Here is a 22,926-nt window from a genome sequence, read left to right on the forward strand (position 1 = left end):
TTAACGGCTATTCCTTGCGACCAAAAATTGCTGGATTTTCCCTACCAGCCACGCTTTCCACCGCCGCAATTGCTGCCTGGGAACCTGCTATAATATCTCGTTCTGCGCCGCCGAGGTAAAGCCGTCCGAAACTACCGACAGCCTGAACCTCTAAGATGTTAATAGATGCGCCTTTTTCTGCTTCATTGGCCGCCAGCGCTGCATAGGCCGCCGGTTCTACTTCTAAGACGTAAAGCGTTTGTCCCGCCAGCAGCAACTGTCCGCGGCGGGTGCGGTTGATTAATTGTGTTTGGTGGGCGTCAATATTGCGAATAATTTGACTGGAAATCACTCGCGGTTTGATACATTCTTCTCTGCGGACTCCGATAAATTCTAGAATTGCTTTGCCTGCAGCCCGCGTTTCCCCCTGCTGACTCGAGTGTACTTCCAGAAGACCGTACAAGCGTTCGACTACCTGCACTCCCGGGCGCACCGAGGCAGATTTGAGGGCGACATCGGTAATTCGGTTAATTTCGATACCGGGCGAGATTTCTATCCACAGCGACGCATCCCCCGGCAGCGGCAAGAATCCGGCGGCGACTGTACCGATGTATGCTGCGTGCTGGGGCTGCAAATTGTCTAGAAATACGTAGCTGCGTAGCTCTATTCCCAAAAGTTTTTATCTCCGTCGATCGAGTTCCAACAGTTGTCTGTGCAATATATGAGTTTACCTTTTTTTGTCAACAACACCTGGTCTGTTGTCGAGAGTGCCGGAGTGCCTCACAACCGAGTGAGGTGTCAGACCCGCGATTTCTAGTGCCGGAGTGCCTCCGCGAACAATCTTTAATTTTGTGCGCGTGCTAAAAATTTGATATCAATCTGTAGTTATACGTGGAACATAACAATGTTTACTGCTAGAGGTGGATTTAACTTTAAAAGCCAATCGATATAGTTTTGATAGTTAAAGATTTTGGCCAACAAAGAGCATTTGAATTATGAAACTTTCTGATTTATCCAAAGCAATCGGTGCAGGTATTATAGCTGCAGGTTTAGCTCTAGCACCAGCTCATCTGCCTGCTTCTGCTCAGACAGATACAACTGGCGGTACAACTTCCGGTACTAACAGCACTACAACCACCACAACTCCTCGCTCCGATGTCTACAATGCTGATGCCGATCGCGATTTTGATTGGGGATGGTTGGGATTGCTAGGCTTGTCTGGTTTGTTGGGTTTGATTCCCCGCAAACGCGAAGAAAATGTCCGCTATACGACTACAACGGGCGATCGCGAGCCCGCCGTGCGTAGTGACTACCGCTAAGAATTGAGTCTTAGGGCTGTGGGCGTCACGCAGGGACAGGATGTTTTAACCTGTCCGATCGGTACCAACAATCATCAAAAAACCTCCATCGGTGAGGTTTTTTTGTTTGAGATGGTGCGCGAGCGATCGACGATTAAATTGGTTAAATCTGAGATATTGTACCATTGTCAATAAGTTTTTTATGAACAGGCAAGATGCCTGTTCCACAAGAAAATTCACTTAGGAGCATCTCATATTTGTAAAAATACTTCTTCTGGCTCCTGACTTCTGACTCTTTCCTTCTGCCCCGCAGCAAGAGAGCCTCAAAACTCCACTTTCTAGCTGGGCTGCTTTCATTGAGATGCTCCCAATTCACTTTTTGTGGAACAGGCATCTTGCCTGTTCTTGAGAATAGTGCAAAATGTGAGTTACATCTAAGATATTGTACCATTTTCCTGAATAGGCTTTCCGGCCTGTTCCAAAACAGACGAATTTTATTGTGCGCCATTGCTCCTAGCCCGTCAATAAAACGCTGATTGAAAAGGGTGCAATATCTCAGATATAACCCGACTTGAGATGATTAACTTCTTCCTTTCTTCTTCCCTTCTTCCTACCCTTCGGGAACGGCTTCGCCGAACGCGTTCTTGGCGTCTTGGCGGTTCGTTAAATAAACTGTTTTCAGACACAAAAAGACCTTAAAAAATATTTTTGCCCGATCGATCGAGTACCTCCCAAATCGCTTTCACCAACTTGTCGGGGTCTAAAGGCTTAGCAATGTGGCGCTGAAACCCCGCAGCCAGCGCCTGCTGATAGTCAATTTCTCCAGCATAAGCGGTGAGGGCGATCGCCGGAATCCGTCCCCCTCGGTCAGGCGCCAGAGCCCGAACCTGTCGCATCAACATATAACCGTCGGTATCGGGCATTCCAATATCGCTCAACAGCAAATCCGGCACAGACTGAGTTAAAACCGCCAAAGCCTCGGCGGCATTAGCAACTGCTGTAACACTTGCCCCACAATCCTCAAGCAGAAAAACCACCAAATCTCGCGCATCGGCATCATCATCCACCGCTAACACCCTGATACCGCTCAAATTGAAGGATTGTTCCGGCGGCGCAGTTCCCGCAGGACTTCTGTGAGGTTGCACGGGCATCAGAGGTATCCTGACGCTCAAGGTTGCGCCTTTGCCTTCGCCGGGACTGTCGGATTTCACCGTGCCGCCGTGGAGTTCGACGAGATGGCGGACGATCGCCAATCCTAAACCCAATCCGCCAAACTGGCGCGTCATCGTGCTGTCAGCTTGGCGGAAGTAGTCGAATACATAGGGCAGAAAATCAGGTTCGATACCTTTTCCCGTATCAGTTACAGTAATTTGGGCCTGGGTGTCCACCCGATCGAGAACGACTTGGATTTTGCCTCCCGGCGGGGTGAACTTGACGGCATTTGACAGCAAATTCCAGACTACCTGCTGAAGTCTCCCCGCATCCCCCAACACCGGGCCGAGATTCGGTGCAAATTGAGTGCTGATTTGAATCGACTTGACTTGGGCCGCCAGACGCATCGTTTCAATGGCAGCGCCAATCACCTCGGCTAAATCCACCGGTACAATATTCAAGCTGAGCTTGCCTTGCAGAATCCCCGACACGTCGAGCAAATCTTCGATCAGCTGGGTTTGCAGTTTGGCGTTGCGCTCGATCGTCTCTAAGGCGTAACGCTGCTTTTGGGGTGTCAGAATGTTCGATCGCAGCAGCTTCGTCCAGCCCACAATCGGGTTTAAGGGAGTCCGCAATTCGTGGGACAAAACAGCCAAAAATTCGTCTTTGACGCGGTTAGCCTGTTCTGCCTCTTCCCGCGCGGCCTTTTCTCGTGCTAGAAGGCGTTCCCGTTCCGCTTCTGCAACTTTGCGATCGGTAATGTCAGTGTTGGTGCCACACCAGCGCAGCACCTTGCCTCCATCGTCGCGAATCGCCACGGCGCGGGAGAGAAACCAGCGGTACGATCCGTCTTTGCCGCGCAAGGGGAAAGTATCTTCCCAGAGTTCGCCTGTTTCAATGCAGTGCCTAAATTTTTCGACAACGCGATCGACGTGTTCCGGGTGGTGCACCTGCTGCCAGCCCCAGCCCTGCATTTCTTCTAGGGTGGTGCCCGTGTAGTCAAACCAGCGCTGATTGTACCAGAAAATCCAGCCGGTGGCATCTGTCATCCAGGCCAACTGAGCGATGTTGTCAGCTAGAGCGCGGAACCGAGCCTCGCTTTCGTGCAGCTCATGCAGGGCTCGCGCGTGCAGGATCACCGCCCAGAGGCGAGCCACCACTTCTTGCATCAGCCAAACTTCATCCGGCCGCCAGTGCCGAACCACCTTTGATGTCACCAGCAAAAGAGCCACCCAGCGCCCTTCCTGAAGGCAGGGAACATCGACCAAAGCGCGAATGCAAACGGCACCGTAGTTATCGAATAAATGCGCTGTATTCGGGTCATTAGCGATATCTGAGATGACAAGTGTTTGACCTGCCATAGAGAGAGCTTTCAGTTCTGGCGTCTTAAAGTCGGAGAGTTGATAGGTACCGGCGGCGCTGGCAAGGTCGGACTGGTGCCAGTCTTGCCGGACAATTGCCCGATCGGCTTCTAAATCGATTTCATGCCAGATGCAGCGATCGACCTTTAAATATTCTCCCAGACTGTTCATCGCTTCCCACATCATTTCTGCGGGGTTGAAGCGCTGCCGCAAGCGGACTTCGAGATCGGAGAGAAACTGCTCGTTGAGTTGGGCTTGTTTGCGATCGTGAATATCTGTATTCGTGCCGATCCACTCGACAACCTGGCCCCCTGCGTCGCGAATTGGCAGGGCGCGGGACAAATGCCAGCGTTCCATTTGGTCTGCTGCCCGCCGCAGGCGCAGCTCAACTTGATAAACTTCTCCGGTGATGAGAGATTCTTGCCAGCGGGCCAAAGATTCTGCCAAATCCGAGGGCGGGACGAGGGATTCCCAATTGTTTTGAGCCGCTTCCTCGTAAGACATTCCCAGATATTCCGACCATTTTTGTTGATTGGTAAAGCGAATTTCCCCGGCGGAGCTTACGTTCCAAATCAGGTGGGGCAGCGACTCAGCCAGGAAGCGAAAGCGGCGGTCGCTTTCTGCTAAGCTTTCTTCTGCTCGTTTGCGATCGTCAATATCAATCCCTATCCCCGCCCATTGCACCACCTTTCCCTTCCTGTCTTTGACGGGCACAAGTCGCGCTAAATGCCAGCGGTAAGTACCGTCAAACCTGCGTACCCGACACTCGAATTCGTAGGCTTCCCCTGCTTCAATCGCCTTAGTGCGCGTGCCGACAACTGCTGGCAGATCGTCAGGATGAAATAAGTGCAGCACCGGTGCAGCCAGAGGCAATTCAGCCCTCATGCCCGTATAGGTTTTCCAGTGTTGGTTGCAAAACTCTAACCTGCCGTCGGCAGTGTTGATCCACATTAATTGGGGGACGCCATCGGCGAGGGTGCGGTAGAGATTTTCGCTTCGCCGCAGTGCTTCTTCTATTTGCCGGCGCTCGGTTTTGTCCTGCATAATTTTCAGCAAACCTTGCACCTCGCCGGCTGCGTCGCGCAGGGGCATCACCAGCCCGCTGCCCCAAAAGCGGCTGCCGTCTTTGCGGACGTGCCAGCGCTCGTTTTCTGCCTTTCCCTGAGTCAGGGCGATGTGTCTTTCTGCTTCCGGCTTTCTAGCAGCAGAGTCTTCTGGGGTGAAGATGATTCGTCCGTCCTGCCCGACGATTTCAGCTTCGGTATAGCCCAGCAATCTCTGGGCCCCCGCGTTCCAACTGGTAACTTGTCCGTCGGTGTCGGTGGTGAAGATGGCGTAGTCTTTGGCGCTGTCGAGAATCAACTGCAGGTGGGTTTCACGATCGCGCAATGCTGCTTCTGCTTGTTTGCGCTGGGTAATGTTGCTGGTGAAGCCGACTATTTTGGTCACTTCACCTTGCTGGTTGCGGATCGAACAGCCGCGCTCCCAAACATCGATCCAGCGCCCGTCTTCGTGCCGGACTCGGTACTCGACTTCGTAGCGCTCGGCACTTAAGATTGATTGCTCCTCGGGCTGGAGGCGTGCCAAATCGACGGGATGGATGCGTTCTCTCCACCACTCTGATGTTGGCGGTGCATCCTCTGGGCAAACACCGACGATCGAGTACAGTCCCTCGGAACGGTAAACTGAGTTTGCTGCCAAATCCCACTCAAACACCATGCCGTCGATCGCCCTTGTAGCTAATTGGAAACGGTTGTAGCTTTCTTGCAAGGCGAGTTCGGCCATTTTGCGAGTGGTAATTTCCTGCACCACGATATGAATCCCGACAATCTCTGAGCCCCTGTCTCTGAGCGGCCACCAATTCTGGAGCCAAGTGCGAACAACAGTGGGTTGAGCCCTGGTTGCACCGGTGAGTTCAAAATTCCGGATCGGTTCTCCGGTGTCTAGAAGGTGGCGCAACAAAGGTTCGGCTGTGTCTGCCCAGTCGGGGACAATTTCGCGCAGGGTGCGGCCGATGTGCATTTCTACGGCCAAGCCGTTCATTTGGGCAAACCGCTGGTTGAGCCGCACGAACCGCAAATCTGTGTCTAAAACGGCCAAACCCACGGGAGTTGTTTGGTAGAGAGACTCTATCTCTGCAAGTTGACGGCGCACGGTTTGCTCGCTCTCTTGCAGGGCGAGTTCTGCCTTTTTGCGATCGGTAGCATCAAATAATACTCCAGTAAACCGCACTGCTTCGCCTGCGGTGTCGTAGAGATAGCGCCCGAACGCTCTCAACCAGCGAATTTCTCCGCTGTCTGCCCGCACGATCCGGTATTCGGGGGAGTAGAGCGTTCGGGTTTGCCGAGCTGTTTCTATTGCCTGCAGGACTTGCTTTAAGTCGTCTGGATGCACGCAGTTTTGCCACGCAGCGACGGTTGTTTCGCCGCCCGGTACCGGTTCGCAGCCCAAAATGCTGAAATGGGTCGCCGACCAAATTACTCGATTTGTTCGCACGTCTAAATCCCAGGTTGCCATGCCTGAGCCTTCGATGGCGATGCTCAAACGTTCTTCGCTTTGTTTTAAGGCAATTTCAGTTTGTTTGCGATCGCTGATATCTGTCACGGAACCCACAACCTGCAGGGGATTGCCTGATTCGTCCCAAATTGCTCGCCCTCTGGCTAAAACCCATTTGTAGCGCCCGTCGCGACAGCGGATGCGGTACTCGCAGGAGTAATGTGAGGTTTCTCGATGCAAGTGCTGCTGCCAATTGCTTTGCATTATCTCCAAATCATCGGGATGAATGTAGCTCAAAAATTGGCCCAAGTCCTTGACTTCTTCGGGCTCGCGTTCCAAAATCTCTAAACAGCGATCGCTCAGGATCTGGCAATTGGTTTGCAGGTTTAGATCCCAAATTCCGTCGTTGTTGCCGGCACAGGCTAGCTGCCAGCGTTCTTCACTTTGTCGCAAAGCTTCTTTGGTTCGATTGGCGCGATCGATTTGTACCGCGGCAACGGCAAAGTCTGCTAGGGATATCGCCATCTGCAAGTCTTCGGCATCGAATTGGCGATCGTCCTGGTGAGATACAATCCATATTGCCCCCAGCGGTTGATTTTCTGCTTGCATTGGCACGACTAATGCTTCGGCGATCGGCAATTCTAGCTGCTGCAAGTCGGTAAAGTATTTTTCGGGAGCGAAGTAAAGCTGGGGAGTTTGGCGATCGATCGGGGTTCCTGACAAACGCAATTTGCGCGGTGTGTTTTTATCTTCTGCGGCTTCCCACGCGCCCGCCACAGCCACCCACTGAAAGATTTGTTCGGAACTGGTATTTTCTGTGAGCAAGCAGACTCCGACACTTCCTGCGCCGCACAAATCTTTAGCGATCCCAACCAGTGTTTTGAGCAGCCTGTGGGGTGAGGTTGCCAATTGTCTAGCCAGCTTTTGCAGCGCTCGGTTTTCTGCTTTTCGATCGTGCGATCGAGGGATGCGGCGCGACAGTTCCTCGGCGATCGGAATATCGGTTAAATTAGTTTGTGGGGTTTGCCAAGCTTCCATCAATTAAGTCGTCTCTAAGTCTTTCGCTCTGAGCTGGCGAGCGTATATCAGCGCCCTCTTAAAGCATCTGCTATAAATTATAGCATCTACCCATAGACAGCATCAGTTATCTACTAGCTCTCTGGGGAATTGCTTTTTAGTTTTCAGGCTAGTTGATTACCTTGCTTACGTTTACTATTGTCGCCACCTTATGCACAATTTTATTCCTGAATCGCGTTTTTTTCCCTATCTAACTTGGAGAGAAATTCAGTCTATGCTGGATAAGGAAAATACTGTGATAATTCAGCCGCTAGGTGCGATCGAACAGCACGGCCCGCATTTGCCTTTAATTGTAGATGCGGCAATTAGCGCGGCAGTGACAGGCAAAGCCCTGGCAAAGTTAGAGGCAAATATTCCCGCGTATGCTTTGCCGCCTTTGTACTATGGCAAATCGAACGAGCACTGCCATTTTCCCGGTACAATTATGCTCAGTGCTCAGACACTTTTAGCAGTAATCGGCGAAATTGCGGACAGTATTTATCAGGCTGGATTTCGGAAATTAGTGTTAATGAATGGTCACGGCGGACAGCCGCAGGTGATGGAAATTGCGGCGCGGGATATTCATCAAAAATATCAGGACTTTTCGGTTTTTCCGCTGTTTGTTTGGCGGGTTCCTAATGTGGCTGCTGAATTATTAACTGCGAAGGAGTTGGAGTTTGGAATTCACGCGGGCGATGCAGAAACGAGTTTGATGTTGGCAATTTTGCCCGAACAGGTGAAAATGGAACTGGCTGTTTGCGAGTATCCGCAGGGTTTACCAACAGACAGTTTGCTGAGTATGGAAGGAAATTTGCCTTTTGCTTGGCTGACGCGAGAGTTGACTGAAAGCGGTGTGTTGGGCGATGCGACGGCGGCGACGAAAGAAAAGGGAGCTCGTATTCTCGAATCTCTCTCTGACGGCTGGGCACAAGTTATCAAAGATGTTTACAAATTTCGACAGCCGCGTAGTAATTAAAAATTAAGAATTAAAAATTAAAAATTCTTCTACTTTGTGTCAAAATTAGTCTAAGAAATTTTTTGAGTTGGAAAACTAACGATGAGTGTAAATTCTAAATTGCTGCGCGCTTTTGAGCAAGGTCGCGCCCTGAAAATTATCAGCGGTTTAAATAATTTTGATGCCGCTAACGTTGCGGCTGTCGTCAAAGCAGCGGATCTCGGCGGTGCTTCCTTTGTTGATATTGCTGCCGATCGAGATTTGGTATTGATGGCAAAAAAGTTGACAAATTTGCCAATTTGTGTATCTGCTGTGGAACCGGAAAAGTTTGTGCCTGCGGTAGAAGCTGGCGCTGATTTGATTGAAATTGGCAACTTTGATGCTTTCTACGCAGTAGGCCGCCGCTTTGAAGCTGAGGAAGTTTTGCAGTTGACTCGCGAAACTCGATCGCTATTTGGGAACATCACTCTTTCTGTAACAGTTCCCCACATTTTGGCACTCGACAAACAAGTGCAGTTAGCAATTGAATTAGTCAAAGCTGGGGCTAACATCATTCAAACAGAAGGTGGCACCAGCGCCCAACCAATTCACGCCGGCACATTGGGATTAATTGAAAAAGCAGCGCCTACTTTGGCTGCAGCCTTTGAAATTTCCCGCGCCGTATCCGTCCCCGTACTCTGCGCTTCCGGTATCTCCAGCGTCACCGCACCCCTCGCTATTGGAGCCGGTGCTGCGGGTGTTGGTGTCGGTTCTGCTGTCAGCCAACTTAATAGCGAAGTGGCGATGATTGCGGCTGTTCGCAGTTTGGTTGAAGCTTTGGCTTTGGTTTCGCGATCGCACTTGTCGGCTTCCATTTAATTAAGAAGGAAGAAGGAAGAAGGAAGAAGCAAGAAGCAAGAAGGAAGATTTTTCCCATCCCTCACTCTTCCCCTTCGGGAGCATCTCATATTTGTAAAAACACTGATTCTGGCTCCTGACTTCTGACTTCTGACTCTTTTCTCCTAGCTTCTGACTCCTGACTCCTAACTCCTATTTCTAGCGGAGGGCTGCTTTCATTGAGATGCTCCCTCCCCTTCTCCCACTCTTCCCCTCTTTCCCTCCCCCACTTTTCTACTTTTCCACTCTTCCTTAATAATTGAGAAACCAGACGGCATAATCATCTAATAACTGATTGTTGCGGGAGATTACATCAACTGATTCTAACTCTGATAAAGGCAAGATAAACTTTTGGCGATCGCCGACGCGCTGCACTTCCACAAATATTCCTTCTTCCTGAACCACCAAATCCTCCAACCGATTAATTGTGAATCTATCAGTATAAGAAGGTTTAGTTTTTTTGAGCCTCGCATATTCTTTTTTGCTGCCCGAACCCATTGTATATTCTTCTTCCCATTCAAACTCTTCTATGCCGGTAACGTGGCAGGGGAGTTGAATATTTTGCTTGATGTAGTCTAGATATTTGACTGAATTTTGTAGGGTGAAATCAATATTTTTTGAACCCAAAATCTTGCTAATTTTAGTTTCAAATTGCTTGGTATTAAATGGGATATTTTCCTCGAGATGCGCTAAAATTTCAGGGTCGAACCCCGCTCTCAATTCGGTTACTTCCGCTAGCAGGCGCTGGAAGTCGTTTAGCGGTTTCGGTCTTCTGCCTGCTACAATGGTTTCATCAAGCTGAACAGGAGGAAGTTCGGATTGTGAAGAAAGGGATTGGCTTCGATCGGGACGATCGTCCACTTTAGACTTGTTAACTTTAGACTTGTTAACTTTAGACTGGTTAACTTGAGGCTTGTTAAATTTAGGCATCGCTCGGTCTCGCTGGCTCGGTTTATCAATAAAGTATATCTTGGCAGAAGTACATTCGTGTCTGATAGGAGGAAGCTGTAATGCAACTACTGAAATCACCTGATGAATCGCCAGTCTATCAAGGACAATTCGGCGAATTTACGATTACTCAAAACGATCGCACGGGAGTGTTGATTTACCGCGCTGGATTGGGGGTGGCAGCGCTGTGTTTTGCGATCGGCACTACTCTGGTGCTGCAACAGGGCGACAACCCGATTGCAATCCAAGCTGTAACGCCTGTTTTTGCTTGTTTCTGGATAGCTTTAGGCATCAGCTTGGCAACTATTCACATTTACATGATTGCGCTGCACCGAACACTACAGGCATTTTGGGCGATCGGCGGCGCGGCAGCATTGTTTGTCGCCCTACAAAGCAGCCAACCTCTAGCTTTAGCAGTGTACGAACATCCCGCGACGCTGTGGGGAATTGGATTTACTTTTGCCGCATTAAATGGCATTTATTTTAAGGAAGCATTCTGCTTTAATCGCCTCGAAACAAAGTTTTTGACTCCGGGAGTTCCTCTATTAATTTTAGGACATATTTTTGGCTTTTTGTCAGCCGAAAATGAACAATTTTTGCTAGCAGTTTGGGCGGCTTTGTTTATCATCTTTGCTGTACGCAAGTTTTTTCAACCGATGCCGCAGGATATCGGAGATAAAAGCGTTTTTGAGTATCTGAAACACCAATAATTTGGGAATGGGGCATGGGGAATGGGCCCGCGCAGGGCATTGGGAAATTCTATCACTTTCCCACTATTTCCCTCTTCCCCAGTCTCGCCGAATCTGCCTCCATACCCAAAAACATCTAGATCGAGTTAAAATGAGAATTCGCCTAATCTGCCGCCGAGAAATGTGGGCAGTTACCAGGGAAGGGTGGGTAATTGCTCTGATGGGATTAATAATTGCAATGCTCTTAATTCTCACAAATATCCATCCGTTTTTGGCGGTAAATGCGCCGATTAAAGCAGATATATTGGTTGTCGAAGGCTGGTTGCCGGATTATGCGATCGAAAGTGCGATCGCCGAATTCAAAAAAGGGGAATACCGCCAATTAATTACCACAGGAGTTCCTTTAAGTAAAGGCTTCTATCTCGCTGAATATAAAAATTATGCCGCACTAACTGCCGCGACTTGTATTGCGCTAGGATTTGATAAAAATCAAGTAGTAGCAGTACCAGCAGCGAGTGTTGTGAAACACCGCACTGCTGCTTCTGCGATCGCACTTCGCGATTGGCTGGCTGCTTCTGCGCTAAAAGTTGACTCAATTAATCTTTATTCTTTTGGCACTCACGCCCGCAGAAGTTGGATTATTTTCAAAGAAGTGCTAAATCCTGAGATTAAAGTCGGGATTATAGCAGCGGAACCGCAAGATTACAACTCACAAGAATGGTGGAAATCGAGCGAAGGTTTTCGGACTGTGATCGGAGAAATTATTGCTTATATTTACGCCCGTTTCGTTGATTGGAAAGCTTAGCCAGTAATTGTCAACCTCTCTCTTAATTCCCTTCGCGTTCTTAGCGCATTCGCGGTTAGTAAAAAAATATTTATATAACAGTTTTAAATCTGTGGAAATACAGGACATGGCAGTGCCATTTCTTTACCCTGGCATCTGTAAAAATACAGGACAGCGCAGTGCCATTTCCCTACCCAAGGAATACAGGACACGGCAGTGCCGTTTCCCTACTATATTCAATGAAAAATGATAAAATTCTCCTCAGATAAGTTGAGGGCAACTCGTTGCTAGAAGAACGCGCTTACTGGTTAGCATGGTCGCAAATTAACGGTATCGGGCCGATTTTGTTGCAAAGATTGCACCAAAATTTCAATAGTTTGGCAGAAGCTTGGACGGCAAAACCAGTAGATTTAATGCGAATCGAAGGGTTTGGTAAGCACATAATTGAAACTATTGTGCAAGAAAGAACCAAACTTAATCCTGAAGAAGTTCTCGAAAAACATCTTATAAAAAATCCCTGTTTTTGGACGCCCGCAGATCCAGATTATCCCCGCTTATTATTGGAAATTCCCAATCCGCCACCAGTGTTGTATTATCGCGGTAATGTCGATCGCAAAGAGAATCAAGGAATTACGCCGACAGTGGCAATGGTTGGTACTCGCAGCCCTTCGGAATACGGTAGAAGGTGGACTCGCAAAATTAGTACGGCTTTAGCTAGAAGCGGTTTTACTGTGGTTTCGGGATTGGCGGCTGGTATTGATACAGAGGCTCATACAGGCTGTTTGGAGGCGGGAGGAAGGACTTTCGCAGTAGTGGGGACGGGAGTAGATATTGTATATCCCAAACAAAATGAGAGGTTGTGCGATCGCATATTGCAGCAGGGATTGGTAATTAGTGAATATCCGGCGGGGACTCAACCGAATAAAACTAATTTTCCCCGCCGAAATCGCATAATTGCTGGCTTAAGCCGCGCTACAATTGTGATAGAAGCTCCGCATAAATCGGGTGCTTTAATTACTGCTTATCAAGCTAATGATTTTTGCCGGGATGTGTATGTGTTGACGGCAAGATTGGATGATGAGCGTTCGTTTGGGTGTTTGGAGTTGCTGAGTAAAGGTGCTCATCCGATTCTGCCGAGTAGCGATCGACTGTTAAGCGAAGACAGGTTGTTGGAAATGCTCGGAGCTATGCCAAAATTGGATAATGCCGAGCAGTTGTCGCTATTTCCTCCAAATCCGACGGTTGAGAAGCAAGGGCCGCCGTTGGAGCCGGAATTGGCTAAGGTGTTAAGTGCGATCGTATCTGGGCCGATTTCTTTTGATACAATTGTGGAAGCAGCGGGATTAGAAGCGGGAAGAGTTTCTAGTATACTTTTGCAGTTGGAATTGTTGGGATTAGTTTCGCAGTTACCGGGAATGCGATATCAGCGATGCTGATTTGTAAGTAATACGGTTTACGCCAGTGGTGTCAACTTAAGTCTAAAACCCTCTTTATCTCTCGTTTACCGCCGAGGCCAGATCCCCCTAAATCCCCCTTAAGAAGGGGGACTTTGAGAAGATTCTTGTCCCCCCCTTTTTAAGGGGGGTTAGGGGGGATCGAGGCCTTGATAGTCAGCGGTTGAAACCCCATATATACAAACGAAGTCCGTCTCTAAGAGACTGAAGAATAATAAGGACTAAAGTCCTCATTACTAACGTTTAAATCAATCCGAAATTAGCAGCGCTAATACTGTTAGCCGAAACACCACCCAGAGAAGCTAAAACTTCCCCTGTTTGTGCCAACCGGATTAAAGTTGCACCGCTATCTTGAGCAATCGCCAATTGCGAGAAACTCAACCCGTTACCCAATACTAACAAATCTTTACCGACTTCAAAATCGGTAATCGTATCAGTACCGGAATTGGTAGAGAGTAGGAACTTATCTACTCCCATTCCTCCTACCAAAGTATCAATTCCTAAACCGCCATTGAGTAAATCATCTCCCTTACCTCCGTAAAGAATATCATTCCCATCATCGCCATTCAAAATGTCAGCACCACGGTTGCCAAATAAGGCATCATCACCGCCACTTCCCAGGATTGTATCGCTACCTTTGCCACCGAAAACAGTGTCATTCCCCAGAACTCCATCGAGGGAATCATTGCCCCTCATGCCCATCAACACATTATTTCCGCTGTCGCCACTCAGGATATCGTCGCCATTGGTACCGAGAATTGCATCCGGGGAATTGCTGCCCAAATCAGCATCGCCGCTGACAACAGGAGTGGCAATCCCAGTCGGCAATATTACAGTTTCAATTCTGCTATCTAAAGCAGTACCAGTATTGTCAGCAACTAGCTGGGAAATTGGTTTATTTCCGGTACCAACTTCTTTGAAGTCTTGAGTTGTTGGGCCCAAGGCTACTTGTTGGAGGCGGGCAAGTGATTCAGGAATTGATGTTCCTGTTGGGTTGGAGACAGCCGCATCAATGCGTTGATTGGCTGTTGCCATTACTGTCGCGGATTGCGATGTAATTTGGCTGACTTGTTGAGTGTTGAAACTGGGGTCTATTTGCTGGATTTTCGCGGCTGCTTGCTGAATGATTGGTTCTAAGGCTGCTGCATTGCTGAGGTTTAAGACTGTACCGGATTGAATTTGAGCCGTAATTGAACTGACAACAGCTTTGACAATATCGGTATTGACTGCACTGGATGCACCGTCAATCAAACCGCTAGTTTGAGTGATGAAGTTTTGGACTTTCACCATTTCGGATAAGACTTGCACGCCGCCTGGTTGGTTGTTGTTGGTGGCTTCTATTGGATCTAAGCTAGTTAGGTCAACATCGGCGGGGAGAGAAAGGGCTGCTTTGACTAAAGATTGTGCTTCTTCTGGTTCAATTCCTTTGTCGATTAAGTCGGCGACTAAGCTGGTTAGGAGGGTGACTACACTCGCATCTGGGGGTGCGGTGACTGGTGTTTCTAGAGGTAAGCCGGTGGCGGTGTCAATGCCTCCTGTGGCTACTAGATTGCCTTCTGATGGGTCGATTTCTCCGTTTGTGTTGGTGTCGAATGTCTCGAAGGGGATGTTGAGATTGAATTTACCGCCTGTGTCGGTTGTGGTGGATGGTTCGTTGGTGTCGAGGATGCCGTTTTTGTTGGCATCTAAGAACACAGTTGCACCGGAGATATAACCATCAATCACCCAGCGCCCATCTGTTGTCGTTGTTACCTTGAAAGTCTGTTCGCTGCTGCCACCGTAATCGTCTGTAGCTATTAACTTCACTTCGAAGGGTTTCGCATTACTTGGGGGAGTTCCGGTGAATGTGATGGTGTTTTCCCAAGGGTTGAATTGAAGTCCTAGCCAATTAGTGTTTGAGCCACCAGATTCTAAAGAGGCGCCATTGTCTAGAGTTAATCGGTAGAAAATCTGGTCGCCGTCGGCGTCAGTGTATACATCTTTTATCGGTTGGTTAAACTCGGTGGTCCTCTCACCTAAACTAATTTTCTTCTCTGGAGGACTGTTCTCAATTCTAAAAGTGCCTCCAGGGGCAAAGAGCGAACCTGCCCAAGCAGTATCAATTGCTTGCACGCCCCAGTTATATGTCCCGCGAGGCAAGTCTTTGAGTTGCCACTGCGTGTTTTGACTGACATTCCCCAACCCCACGAGTTGCCGAGTCCCATCGATATTCCAAGACATCGGGGAAAGAATATCCTTGCCATCCGAGCCCGTAACTCGCAGGTTGTAGCTTAAACCGAGATCTGGAGTTAGATCGTCTGTCCCTCGGTTCCACTTGAAGGTAACATCTCGACCAGAAACTTCAGCCGGTAGTAGTGCGGGTGGACTCGGAGGAGTGTTCGCGATCGCAGTGTTATTGCGGAAGACTTTGGTAAAGAAGTCGTTTTCGTTTATGAACCCGTAGGGGTTGTTTGTTGAAGAACCCGTGAGCAGGATATCCAGTTTGCCATCCTTATCGTAGTCTCCCCAAGCAGGGTAGGAGTCGAACTTATTACCAGGCTCTGCGCCACTATCGATTTGTACGCCACTATCGGTAAAGCCATTGCCGGTGTTTTGATAGTAGATTTTGGTGACGCTTGTTCCTAAACTTTGGGGGTTTTCCTGCTCCCAACCAGTGACCAGGATATCCAATTTGCCGTTATTGTCGTAATCTCCCCAAGCAGCTTTAGCTTGACTATAACCAGGTATCTGTGCACCTATGTCTTCAAAGCTGGCTGACCCATTGGTACTGGTTGTGTTGCGGTAGACTTTGGTGAAAAGCTGGCCTGAACCATTCGCGCCGTCGATCGCCCCCGTGAGCAAAATATCAAGTTTCCCGTCGTTGTCGTAGTCTCCCCAGGCCATATCATAAACATTGGCGCCAAAGCGAGGGAATTCTGAACCTAAACCAGGCAATGATACGTTTGTGTCTTTAAAAACGCCATCGCCCAAGTTGCGGTAGAGTTTGGCTTTTTGCCTTTGCTGCCCTGATTGAGTCTGCTGTGACTCCCTTACCTTGATCAGGATATCGAGTTTGCCATCATTGTCGTAATCTGCCCAAACCCCAGAACTGGTAGCACCAGCTATTTCGCTAGTAGAAAATAGCGGTTCGCCAGTATCGAGACGTGCTTCGCTGTCTTTAAAGCGGTCTTGAGCGATCGCACCTGTGTTGCGATAGAGCGTGGTGACGATCGGGTATTCCGGGTAAGAGCCTTGTGTATTGAGCAACAAATCGGGACGCCCGTCATTGTTGTAATCTGCCCAACTCGAGCTAAAAATTGTAGAGGGGAGCTTGTCACGTAGAACTGTTTCCAACTTAAAGTCCGCATTACTGTAAGTGTTATTAGGAACGTTGCGGTAGATTTCGTACCTGAGACTGTTGTTGCTATCGAGATTGGTGTTGGTCAGCGTGGCATCCAGTCGCCCGTCATTGTTAAAATCTCCCCAGATTGGGTTATAACCTGGCAAGTCGGCTTCGCTAAAGCCAACTTCGCTCAATCTTTGACCGGTGTTGTCGTAGATTCCAGTGTTGTAGTAGGTTCGGTTGTTTCCGAGGATATCCAGTTTGCCGTCATTGTTGTAGTCTCCCCAGATAGCTGAATACAAACCAGATATCGGAACGTTCGTGTCGGTAAAAACTGAGTCTGCATCAAAAATTTGGTTGAGGGCTTTCCGGAGATTCAAGCGTCCGCCGCTGACCGTTGTCCCTTGCAGAGAAGGAAGTGGGTCAGTAGTTGTCATTAAGATGTTTTTTAGCTCCGTGACTGTCAGGCTGGGGTTCTGAGCTAAAAGCAGAGCCGCTGCACCTGCCACATGAGGGGCAGCCATTGAGGTGCCTGCATCCCAGCCATATTGATTGTTAGGGCGTGTGCTGCGGATGTCACGCTCATCGGGTGGAAAAACCGCAAGAGTACCGCCCGGAGCAGCTAGGTCTACTGTATTTTTTCCATAATTCGAGAACCAGGATAGCTGGTCTACGTAATTCGTGGCTGCTACCGAGATGACATTAGGGAGGTCGTAGTTAGAAGGGTAAGACGGCGAACTGTCGTTGTTTGAACTGTCATTACCCGCTGCTGCTATGAACAAAACGCCCTTCTTGTTGGCGTCGCCGATGGCATTAAACATTGCTTGGGAGGGGAAAGGATTACCAAAGCTGGCATTAATCACCTTTGCCCCATTTTTTGTGGCGTAGTCAACTGCTCTGACTGCATCGCTAGTCGACCCCCGTCCATTAAAGCCGATAAACTTTAATGGCATGATGCTAACATTTGGGCTCACCCCCACTACACCGATGTTGTTGTTGCCAGCAGCTCCGATTGTTCCCGCCACGTGGCTACCATGACCCTCGTCATCCATCGGGTCATTGTCTTTGTTAATAAAGTCATAACCGCGCACATCATCATCTATGCCATTGTCATCATCATCTATGCCATTGCCTGCTATTTCTCCTGAGTTCGTCCACATATTAGCAGCAAGGTCTTGGTGATTGTAGTCCACACCCGTGTCAATGACTGCCACTACTACATTTTTGCTACCCCTTTGAAGATCCCAAGCTTCGGGTGCATCAATATCGGCATCTGGCGTCCCACCAGTCTGTCCAGTATTATTCAAACCCCAGAGTTGAGTGAATTGTGGATCGTTGGGTACTGAGTTGATAGAGAGCAAATAGTTGAGTTCAACGGTCTCGACCCTGGGATCTTGAGCTAAGCTGGTTTGAGTCGCTAGCAAATCTGCATTTGAAGCCAACTTTACTACTCGCCATTGCTCCAATTCATCTGGCTCCGATGCTGAGTTGATCTGTAAGCTTGGCGGTACAAGGTCTTCGATCGCGATCGCGCCATTAACTTGAAAAACACTCTGGATGGCAGCATCGTTTACATTAGGTCTCAACTTAACCAGAAGCTCACCTGGCTTATATTCCACCCCAGTTGAGGGATCGGCTGCGACTCGTGCATTGCTAGCAGTCTCGTTATCCCTGTTAACAACATTGGCATCCGGTGCGTCGAGGCCGTTGTAGCTGCTATCCGCACTCACAGCAGGGGCAGTCACAATCTGATAAGTCTTATCGCCGTCAAATACTCGATCGTCCACACCCGTTATCGTAATCGGCTGCCACTGATTCCAATTAACAGAATTGAAGGTAATTGATTCCGTCGAAATTACTCCCTCTGCCTCATTGCTGCTACGCAAACCAATCGTTACATCCGCAGTCGGTTGGCTGTTGAGTCTGATGGTGAATTGATCTGTGCCACCTGCTTCTGTAGTTACTAATCCCGATGCCGGACTAATAATAATGCCAGGACTTCCTAATGGTTGCGGATCGACAGCTACTGGTGGTGTCGGTGTCGGCAGCGGGGGTGTCGGTGTCGGCAGCGGGGGTGTCGGTGTCGGCAGCGGTGGTGTCGGTGTCGGCAGCGGTGGTGTCGGTGTCGGCAGCGGGGGTGTCGGTGTCGGCAGCGGGGGTGTCGGTGTCGGCAGCGGGGGTGTCGGTGTCGGCAGCGGGGGTGTCGGTGTCGGCAGCGGTGGTGTCGGTGTCGGCAGCGGTGGTGTCGGTGTCGGCAGCGGTAGTGTCGGTGTCGGCAGCGGGGGTGTCGGTGTCGGCAGTGGGGGTGTCGGTGTCGGCAGTGGGGGTGTCGTGTCATTATCCGTAATCGCCACTGTCACCCCTGGAACCACAACCGCATTATACTTAGCATCACCCCCGCTCACACTGTGACTGATATTAGCGCTGTGCGCGCCTTCCACAATCGTATCGTCAACAGCTTTCACCGTAACGGTTTTAGCGACATTCCAATTATCCGCAGTGAAAGTGATAGGCGCGATCGCCTCAATCTCCTCACCTGTTGTGAGAGTAATGGTAACGGGGGCGGAAGGCTCCGACGTTAACTTGATCCCATAATTGCCATTCACGCCGCCTTCAGTAGCACTTGTGCTCGTAGGTGTAATGCTGACACCTGCTGTGTCGTTGTCGGTAATAGCTACATTTACATCCTGAACCGTCTGAGTGGTATACTTAGTGTCGGTACTGGTAACAGTGTGAGCGATCGTCCCGCTGTGCGTACCTTCGGCTTTGCTATCGTCGGTAGCGGTGACTGTGACTGTTTTCGCAACATTCCAGTTAGTGCTGTCAAAGGTAATTGGGGCGATCGCATTTATTTCACTTCCGGCATTAAAGTTAATCGTAACAGGAGCGATCGGCTCCGACGTTAACTCGATCGCATAACTGCCATTCGCGCCGCCTTCTGTAGCAGTTGTTGCCGTCGTAGTAATAGAAATACCAGCGGCATCATTATCCTGATTGCTAAGGCTAACATCCGCTACATCTCGGTTGCTGTAATTGGCATCTGTACTAACAGCAGCAGCCGTGACAATCTTGTAGCCAATATCGCCGTCAACAATACCATCGTTAACCCCTGTTACTGTCACCGGCTGCGGTGTATTCCAGTTAGCCGGAGTGAAAGTTATGCTAGCAGGGGAAACAGTTCCCTCTGCAACATTGTCACTGGTCAAACCGATAGTCACATCAGCAGTCGGCTGAGTATTCAAAACCACAGTAAAGTTAGCTTTGGTGCCATCTTCACCCGTAGTTAATCCCGCCGTCGGATTCACCGTAATTCCTGGAGTTTCATTGTCACTGTTGGTGACATCGATATCATCAGGATCGAGGTTATTGTAATTAGCATCGGTACTCACAGCAGCAGCCGTGACAATTTTGTAAACTAGAGGACCATCAGCTACTAAATCGTCAACGCCCGTCACCGTTATTGTTTGTTCACTGTAGTTAGCGGGAGTGAAAGTTAAGCTATTAGGAGAAACTGTTCCCTCTGCTGGATTGAAACCACTCAAATCGATGGTAACGTTAGCTGTTGGTGCAGCGTTTAATTTGACTGTAAATTCTGCCTTACCGCCAACTTCTGTTGTTGATATTGCCTTTGGACTGACAGTGATGCCGGCAGTGTCATCATTTTTGATAGTAGCCGTAGCGGTAGCCGTCGCAATAGTCGGTGCGCCACCCGGTGAAACTGAATTTGATAAAGTAATTGCAACCGTTTCATCCGGTTCTATATTGCCATCTCCCAACACATCCAAACTAATAGTCTTGGATGTTTCCCCCGCAGCAAAACTGATTTTACCAGTGGCAGCGGTTGCGCCAGAAGTCCCGCCGATATTGTTGTAATCAGTGCCGTTTGTCGCCGTGCCGGTAATGGCATAATCTACGGTACTCCAAAGTTCCGTGCTGCCATTACGAGTAATAGTAAATGTGGCAGGAGTAGCGCCGGAATTGCCTTCGGTAACGGTGGGATTGTCGGCGACAATTGAATAAGAACTATTCCTGTCCAATATTGCCACTTTTCCTTGACTCGCATCGGCGACACCGCCTGTAATTGTGCCAAAATTGAGAACTATTTGTTCGTTACTGTCAACGATATTGTCAGCTTTAATAGTTACTGGAATATTCTGGGTGAGAGTAGTAGTGCCTGCAGAGAAAGTAAGGGATGTAGTTGAAAGAGTGTAGTCTGCACCTTGAGTAGCAGTGCTGCTGGTATCGATGACAATTGGTACGGTTACATCACTTAAGGGAGTGCCACCGCTGATAGTAACCGGGACATCAATTACTGTGTCGGTCGTGGCTTCATCAACGTTGTAAGTGTTACCTATTTTGGGAGGAACGAAGGATACCGTATTGGGTGTATTCAACAGCACCGAAACGTTATCTGAACTGTTGTTAGCTACTGCCAAATCCGGGAGAGTATCAGCATTAAAGTTGCCGGCAATAATGGAAGTTGGATCTGTGCCCGCAGCAAAGTTAATGGGTGCACTAAAACCGCCATTGCCGTTGCCTACTAAAATTGCAGCGCCGCCGGTGCCTCCTACTGCTAAGTCAAGTTTGCCGTCTCCGCTAAAGTCTTGTGCTACAATGCCTTGGAGCCCTGTCCCCGCGCTAAACCCATTGGCCGCGCCAAAGCCACCAGTGCCATTTCCTAATAGAATTGAGACATTGTTAGAGCCACCGTTAACTACGGCCAAGTCGAGGAAATTATCTCCATTAAAGTCCCCATTGGCGACCGAATTTGGATTTGTCCCAGCCCCCAAATTAGTAGCTGCACCAAAGTCGCCAGAGCCATTGGCTAAAAAAACAGAAATGGTGTTAGATAAACTGTTCGGCACAGCTAAATCGGAAAAAGTATCTCCGTTAAAGTCCCCTACTGTCATGAAAGCGGGAATTGACTGCGCGCTCAAGTTAGTGTTGAAATTCAATGCCCCGCTGCCAGTGTTATTTGCCAGCAAAATTGTGACAGTGCCAGAGGTACTGCCAGGGCTTGCATTGACTACTGCTACGTCAGAGAAGTTGTCGTTGTTAAACTTCCCAACTGCAACCGAGATAGGAGATACTCCTGTGGGATATTGAGTGGGGCTGCCAAAACCGCCCGTACCATTTCCTAAGAAAATTGAGAGGGCGCCACCAGTGCCGCTACCCACTACTGCCAAGTCGGAGAAATTATCATTGTTAAAATTGCCGACGGCGATTGATGAGGCATTTGACACGGTCAAGGTAGGAATAGGCGCGGGATCGAAGCCACCAGTCCCATTTCCTAACAGGATGGAAACAGTGTCAGATCCTTGGTTTGTTACAGCTAGATCGGGTTGGTCATCCAGGTCAAAATCACCCGTAGCAATACCGTAAGGATTTGTCCCCACGCCAATATTTGCCGCCGCCCCGAAGGTGTTCAAAACGTACTCGTAACCTGCTAATACTTCGGCTTCAAATACCAGCGGCGTTTCTATTTCCCCGGTTCTGACTTCCAGTTCCCAGTCGCCGCCCTTTGCTACACTTCCCGTGAGGTTTTGGGAAGCGGCAACGTTTGTATTTGTGAGTTGGGCAATGCGTTGGATGAAGGCTACACCATCTAGATCGATCGCGCGTTCACGATCGATCGCCTGTTCATCATCTATGCCGTTACCCGCAGATCCGCCGGGGGTTGAAACCCCCGTCTCATAGCGAAAGTCCTCTGAAGAGGACTGAATAGCCGACTTGTTTTCAGTCGGTTTCAACCGACTTGAGCTTTGAGACAGGGAATTCATTCCCTGGCGGACTTTCGGGTAAGCAGTCGGTTTCAACCGACTTGAGCTTTGAGCCAGGGAATTCATTCCCTGGCGGACTTTCGGGTAAGCGCGAGGTGCTGATGCGACATTACAACCGTAAATCAGAATGTCCGCACCCAGATTTAAAGCACTCCGCCACTGCTGCAATCTCTCGGAATAAGTTTCCAAATTATCTGCACTCAAGCAGCCATTACCCAGTTGCAAGCTACCCGGAGTACCGTGAGAAACAATGTGAATGCTGTCAATATTAGTACGAAGAGCTAAAATTTGAGTAATTTGGTCGATCGCATCCCGGTTCCCATCCAAAACGACTACTTCCGTACCCGGTTTTACCCCGGCAATCAAACTTTGATAATTTTCTACTTGAGTGTCGATAAAGGCGATCGCACTTCCTGAAACTTGATTATTTAAATTTGGCATACTGCACCTACTAATAGCTAAAAAAAGACAATAATTCCCCTGTTTCGCGACTGGCATCGGAAACACTTTCTGAAGGTTGTAGTAACCATAACTGTTTTTTAAGAGAATATCTATAAAGTTTTCTTGATAAACACCTTTTTAATTAAAGTTTTGATAAAGATGGGATAATTATTAAGTAATATTACGGATGAGCCAGCGCGAGGGGGATGACATAGCACAAAAAAGCCTCAATAGCAAGTGTCATTATACTGAAATATTAAGAGCGGGATTTTTGATACATAGGTGCTAGGGGCGGGTTGATGTATAATGTTAGCGATTGCCAAGATTTATGGTAA

General features: G+C 48.9%; 11 protein-coding genes. 6 read left to right on the forward strand and 5 right to left on the reverse strand.

Features of this window, described 5'->3' with window-relative positions; all coding sequences use genetic code 11:
* Positions 1–7: 7 nt before the first annotated feature.
* A complete protein-coding gene (gene ccmP / locus OSC7112_RS15160) occupies positions 8–652 on the reverse strand; it encodes a beta-carboxysome protein CcmP (protein ID WP_015176726.1) in 645 nt (214 codons plus the stop codon).
* A gap of 322 nt (positions 653–974) precedes the next feature.
* On the opposite strand from ccmP, the gene OSC7112_RS15165 reads away from it, so the two are divergent.
* The gene (locus OSC7112_RS15165; protein ID WP_015176727.1) at positions 975–1,298 is read left to right on the forward strand and encodes a WGxxGxxG family protein; all 324 of its coding nucleotides are present in this window, start codon (positions 975–977) and stop codon (positions 1,296–1,298) included.
* Between the two features lie 142 nt (positions 1,299–1,440).
* On the opposite strand, the gene OSC7112_RS15170 is transcribed toward OSC7112_RS15165, so the two are convergent.
* Entirely contained in the window at positions 1,441–1,671 is a 231-nt protein-coding gene (locus tag OSC7112_RS15170; protein WP_015176728.1) for a hypothetical protein, read from the reverse strand.
* Between the two features lie 301 nt (positions 1,672–1,972).
* Positions 1,973–7,324: a PAS domain S-box protein gene (locus OSC7112_RS15175; RefSeq protein ID WP_015176729.1), complete on the reverse strand. Its 5,352-nt coding sequence runs from the start codon at positions 7,322–7,324 to the stop codon at positions 1,973–1,975.
* Between the two features lie 190 nt (positions 7,325–7,514).
* Between OSC7112_RS15175 and OSC7112_RS15180 the strand changes: the two genes are divergently transcribed.
* Complete coding sequence (locus OSC7112_RS15180; RefSeq protein WP_015176730.1) at positions 7,515–8,318, forward strand: creatininase family protein; 804 nt, start codon at positions 7,515–7,517, stop codon at positions 8,316–8,318.
* A gap of 81 nt (positions 8,319–8,399) precedes the next feature.
* The gene (locus tag OSC7112_RS15185; protein ID WP_015176731.1) at positions 8,400–9,155 is read left to right on the forward strand and encodes a DUF561 domain-containing protein; all 756 of its coding nucleotides are present in this window, start codon (positions 8,400–8,402) and stop codon (positions 9,153–9,155) included.
* Between the two features lie 270 nt (positions 9,156–9,425).
* Here the strand turns inward: OSC7112_RS15185 and OSC7112_RS15190 are convergent, their stop codons facing one another.
* On the reverse strand, positions 9,426–10,103 hold the full coding sequence (locus OSC7112_RS15190; RefSeq protein WP_015176732.1) for a calcium-binding protein: 678 nt from the start codon (positions 10,101–10,103) through the stop codon (positions 9,426–9,428).
* Between the two features lie 80 nt (positions 10,104–10,183).
* On the opposite strand from OSC7112_RS15190, the gene OSC7112_RS15195 reads away from it, so the two are divergent.
* From OSC7112_RS15195 to dprA, 3 genes are all read left to right on the forward strand, one after another.
* A complete protein-coding gene (locus tag OSC7112_RS15195) occupies positions 10,184–10,831 on the forward strand; it encodes a DUF2301 domain-containing membrane protein (RefSeq protein ID WP_015176733.1) in 648 nt (215 codons plus the stop codon).
* 130 nt (positions 10,832–10,961) lie between these two features.
* The gene (locus tag OSC7112_RS15200) at positions 10,962–11,615 is read left to right on the forward strand and encodes a hypothetical protein (RefSeq protein WP_015176734.1); all 654 of its coding nucleotides are present in this window, start codon (positions 10,962–10,964) and stop codon (positions 11,613–11,615) included.
* Between the two features lie 263 nt (positions 11,616–11,878).
* Positions 11,879–13,030, forward strand: coding sequence for a DNA-processing protein DprA (gene dprA / locus OSC7112_RS15205; protein ID WP_015176735.1), 1,152 nt, complete (start codon positions 11,879–11,881; stop codon positions 13,028–13,030).
* 261 nt (positions 13,031–13,291) lie between these two features.
* On the opposite strand, the gene OSC7112_RS37070 is transcribed toward dprA, so the two are convergent.
* Positions 13,292–22,591, reverse strand: a complete 9,300-nt coding sequence (locus tag OSC7112_RS37070; RefSeq protein WP_015176736.1) for a S8 family serine peptidase — start codon at positions 22,589–22,591, stop codon at positions 13,292–13,294.
* Between the last annotated feature and the right edge of the window lie 335 nt (positions 22,592–22,926).

This window comes from Oscillatoria nigro-viridis PCC 7112 (genome assembly GCF_000317475.1).
Classification (GTDB): domain Bacteria; phylum Cyanobacteriota; class Cyanobacteriia; order Cyanobacteriales; family Microcoleaceae; genus Microcoleus; species Microcoleus nigroviridis.

Excerpts from the sequence above, each read along its gene's own strand:
- OSC7112_RS15165 (WP_015176727.1), top strand. The coding sequence starts at position 975 with ATGAAACTTTCTGATTTATCCAAAGCAATCGGTGCAGGTATTATAGCT.
- OSC7112_RS15170 (WP_015176728.1), bottom strand. The coding sequence starts at position 1,671 with ATGCCTGTTCCACAAAAAGTGAATTGGGAGCATCTCAATGAAAGCAGC.
- OSC7112_RS15175 (WP_015176729.1), bottom strand. The coding sequence starts at position 7,324 with ATGGAAGCTTGGCAAACCCCACAAACTAATTTAACCGATATTCCGATC.
- OSC7112_RS15180 (WP_015176730.1), top strand. The coding sequence starts at position 7,515 with ATGCACAATTTTATTCCTGAATCGCGTTTTTTTCCCTATCTAACTTGG.
- OSC7112_RS15185 (WP_015176731.1), top strand. The coding sequence starts at position 8,400 with ATGAGTGTAAATTCTAAATTGCTGCGCGCTTTTGAGCAAGGTCGCGCC.
- OSC7112_RS15190 (WP_015176732.1), bottom strand. The coding sequence starts at position 10,103 with ATGCCTAAATTTAACAAGCCTCAAGTTAACCAGTCTAAAGTTAACAAG.
- OSC7112_RS15195 (WP_015176733.1), top strand. The coding sequence starts at position 10,184 with ATGCAACTACTGAAATCACCTGATGAATCGCCAGTCTATCAAGGACAA.
- OSC7112_RS15200 (WP_015176734.1), top strand. The coding sequence starts at position 10,962 with ATGAGAATTCGCCTAATCTGCCGCCGAGAAATGTGGGCAGTTACCAGG.
- OSC7112_RS37070 (WP_015176736.1), bottom strand. The coding sequence starts at position 22,591 with ATGCCAAATTTAAATAATCAAGTTTCAGGAAGTGCGATCGCCTTTATC.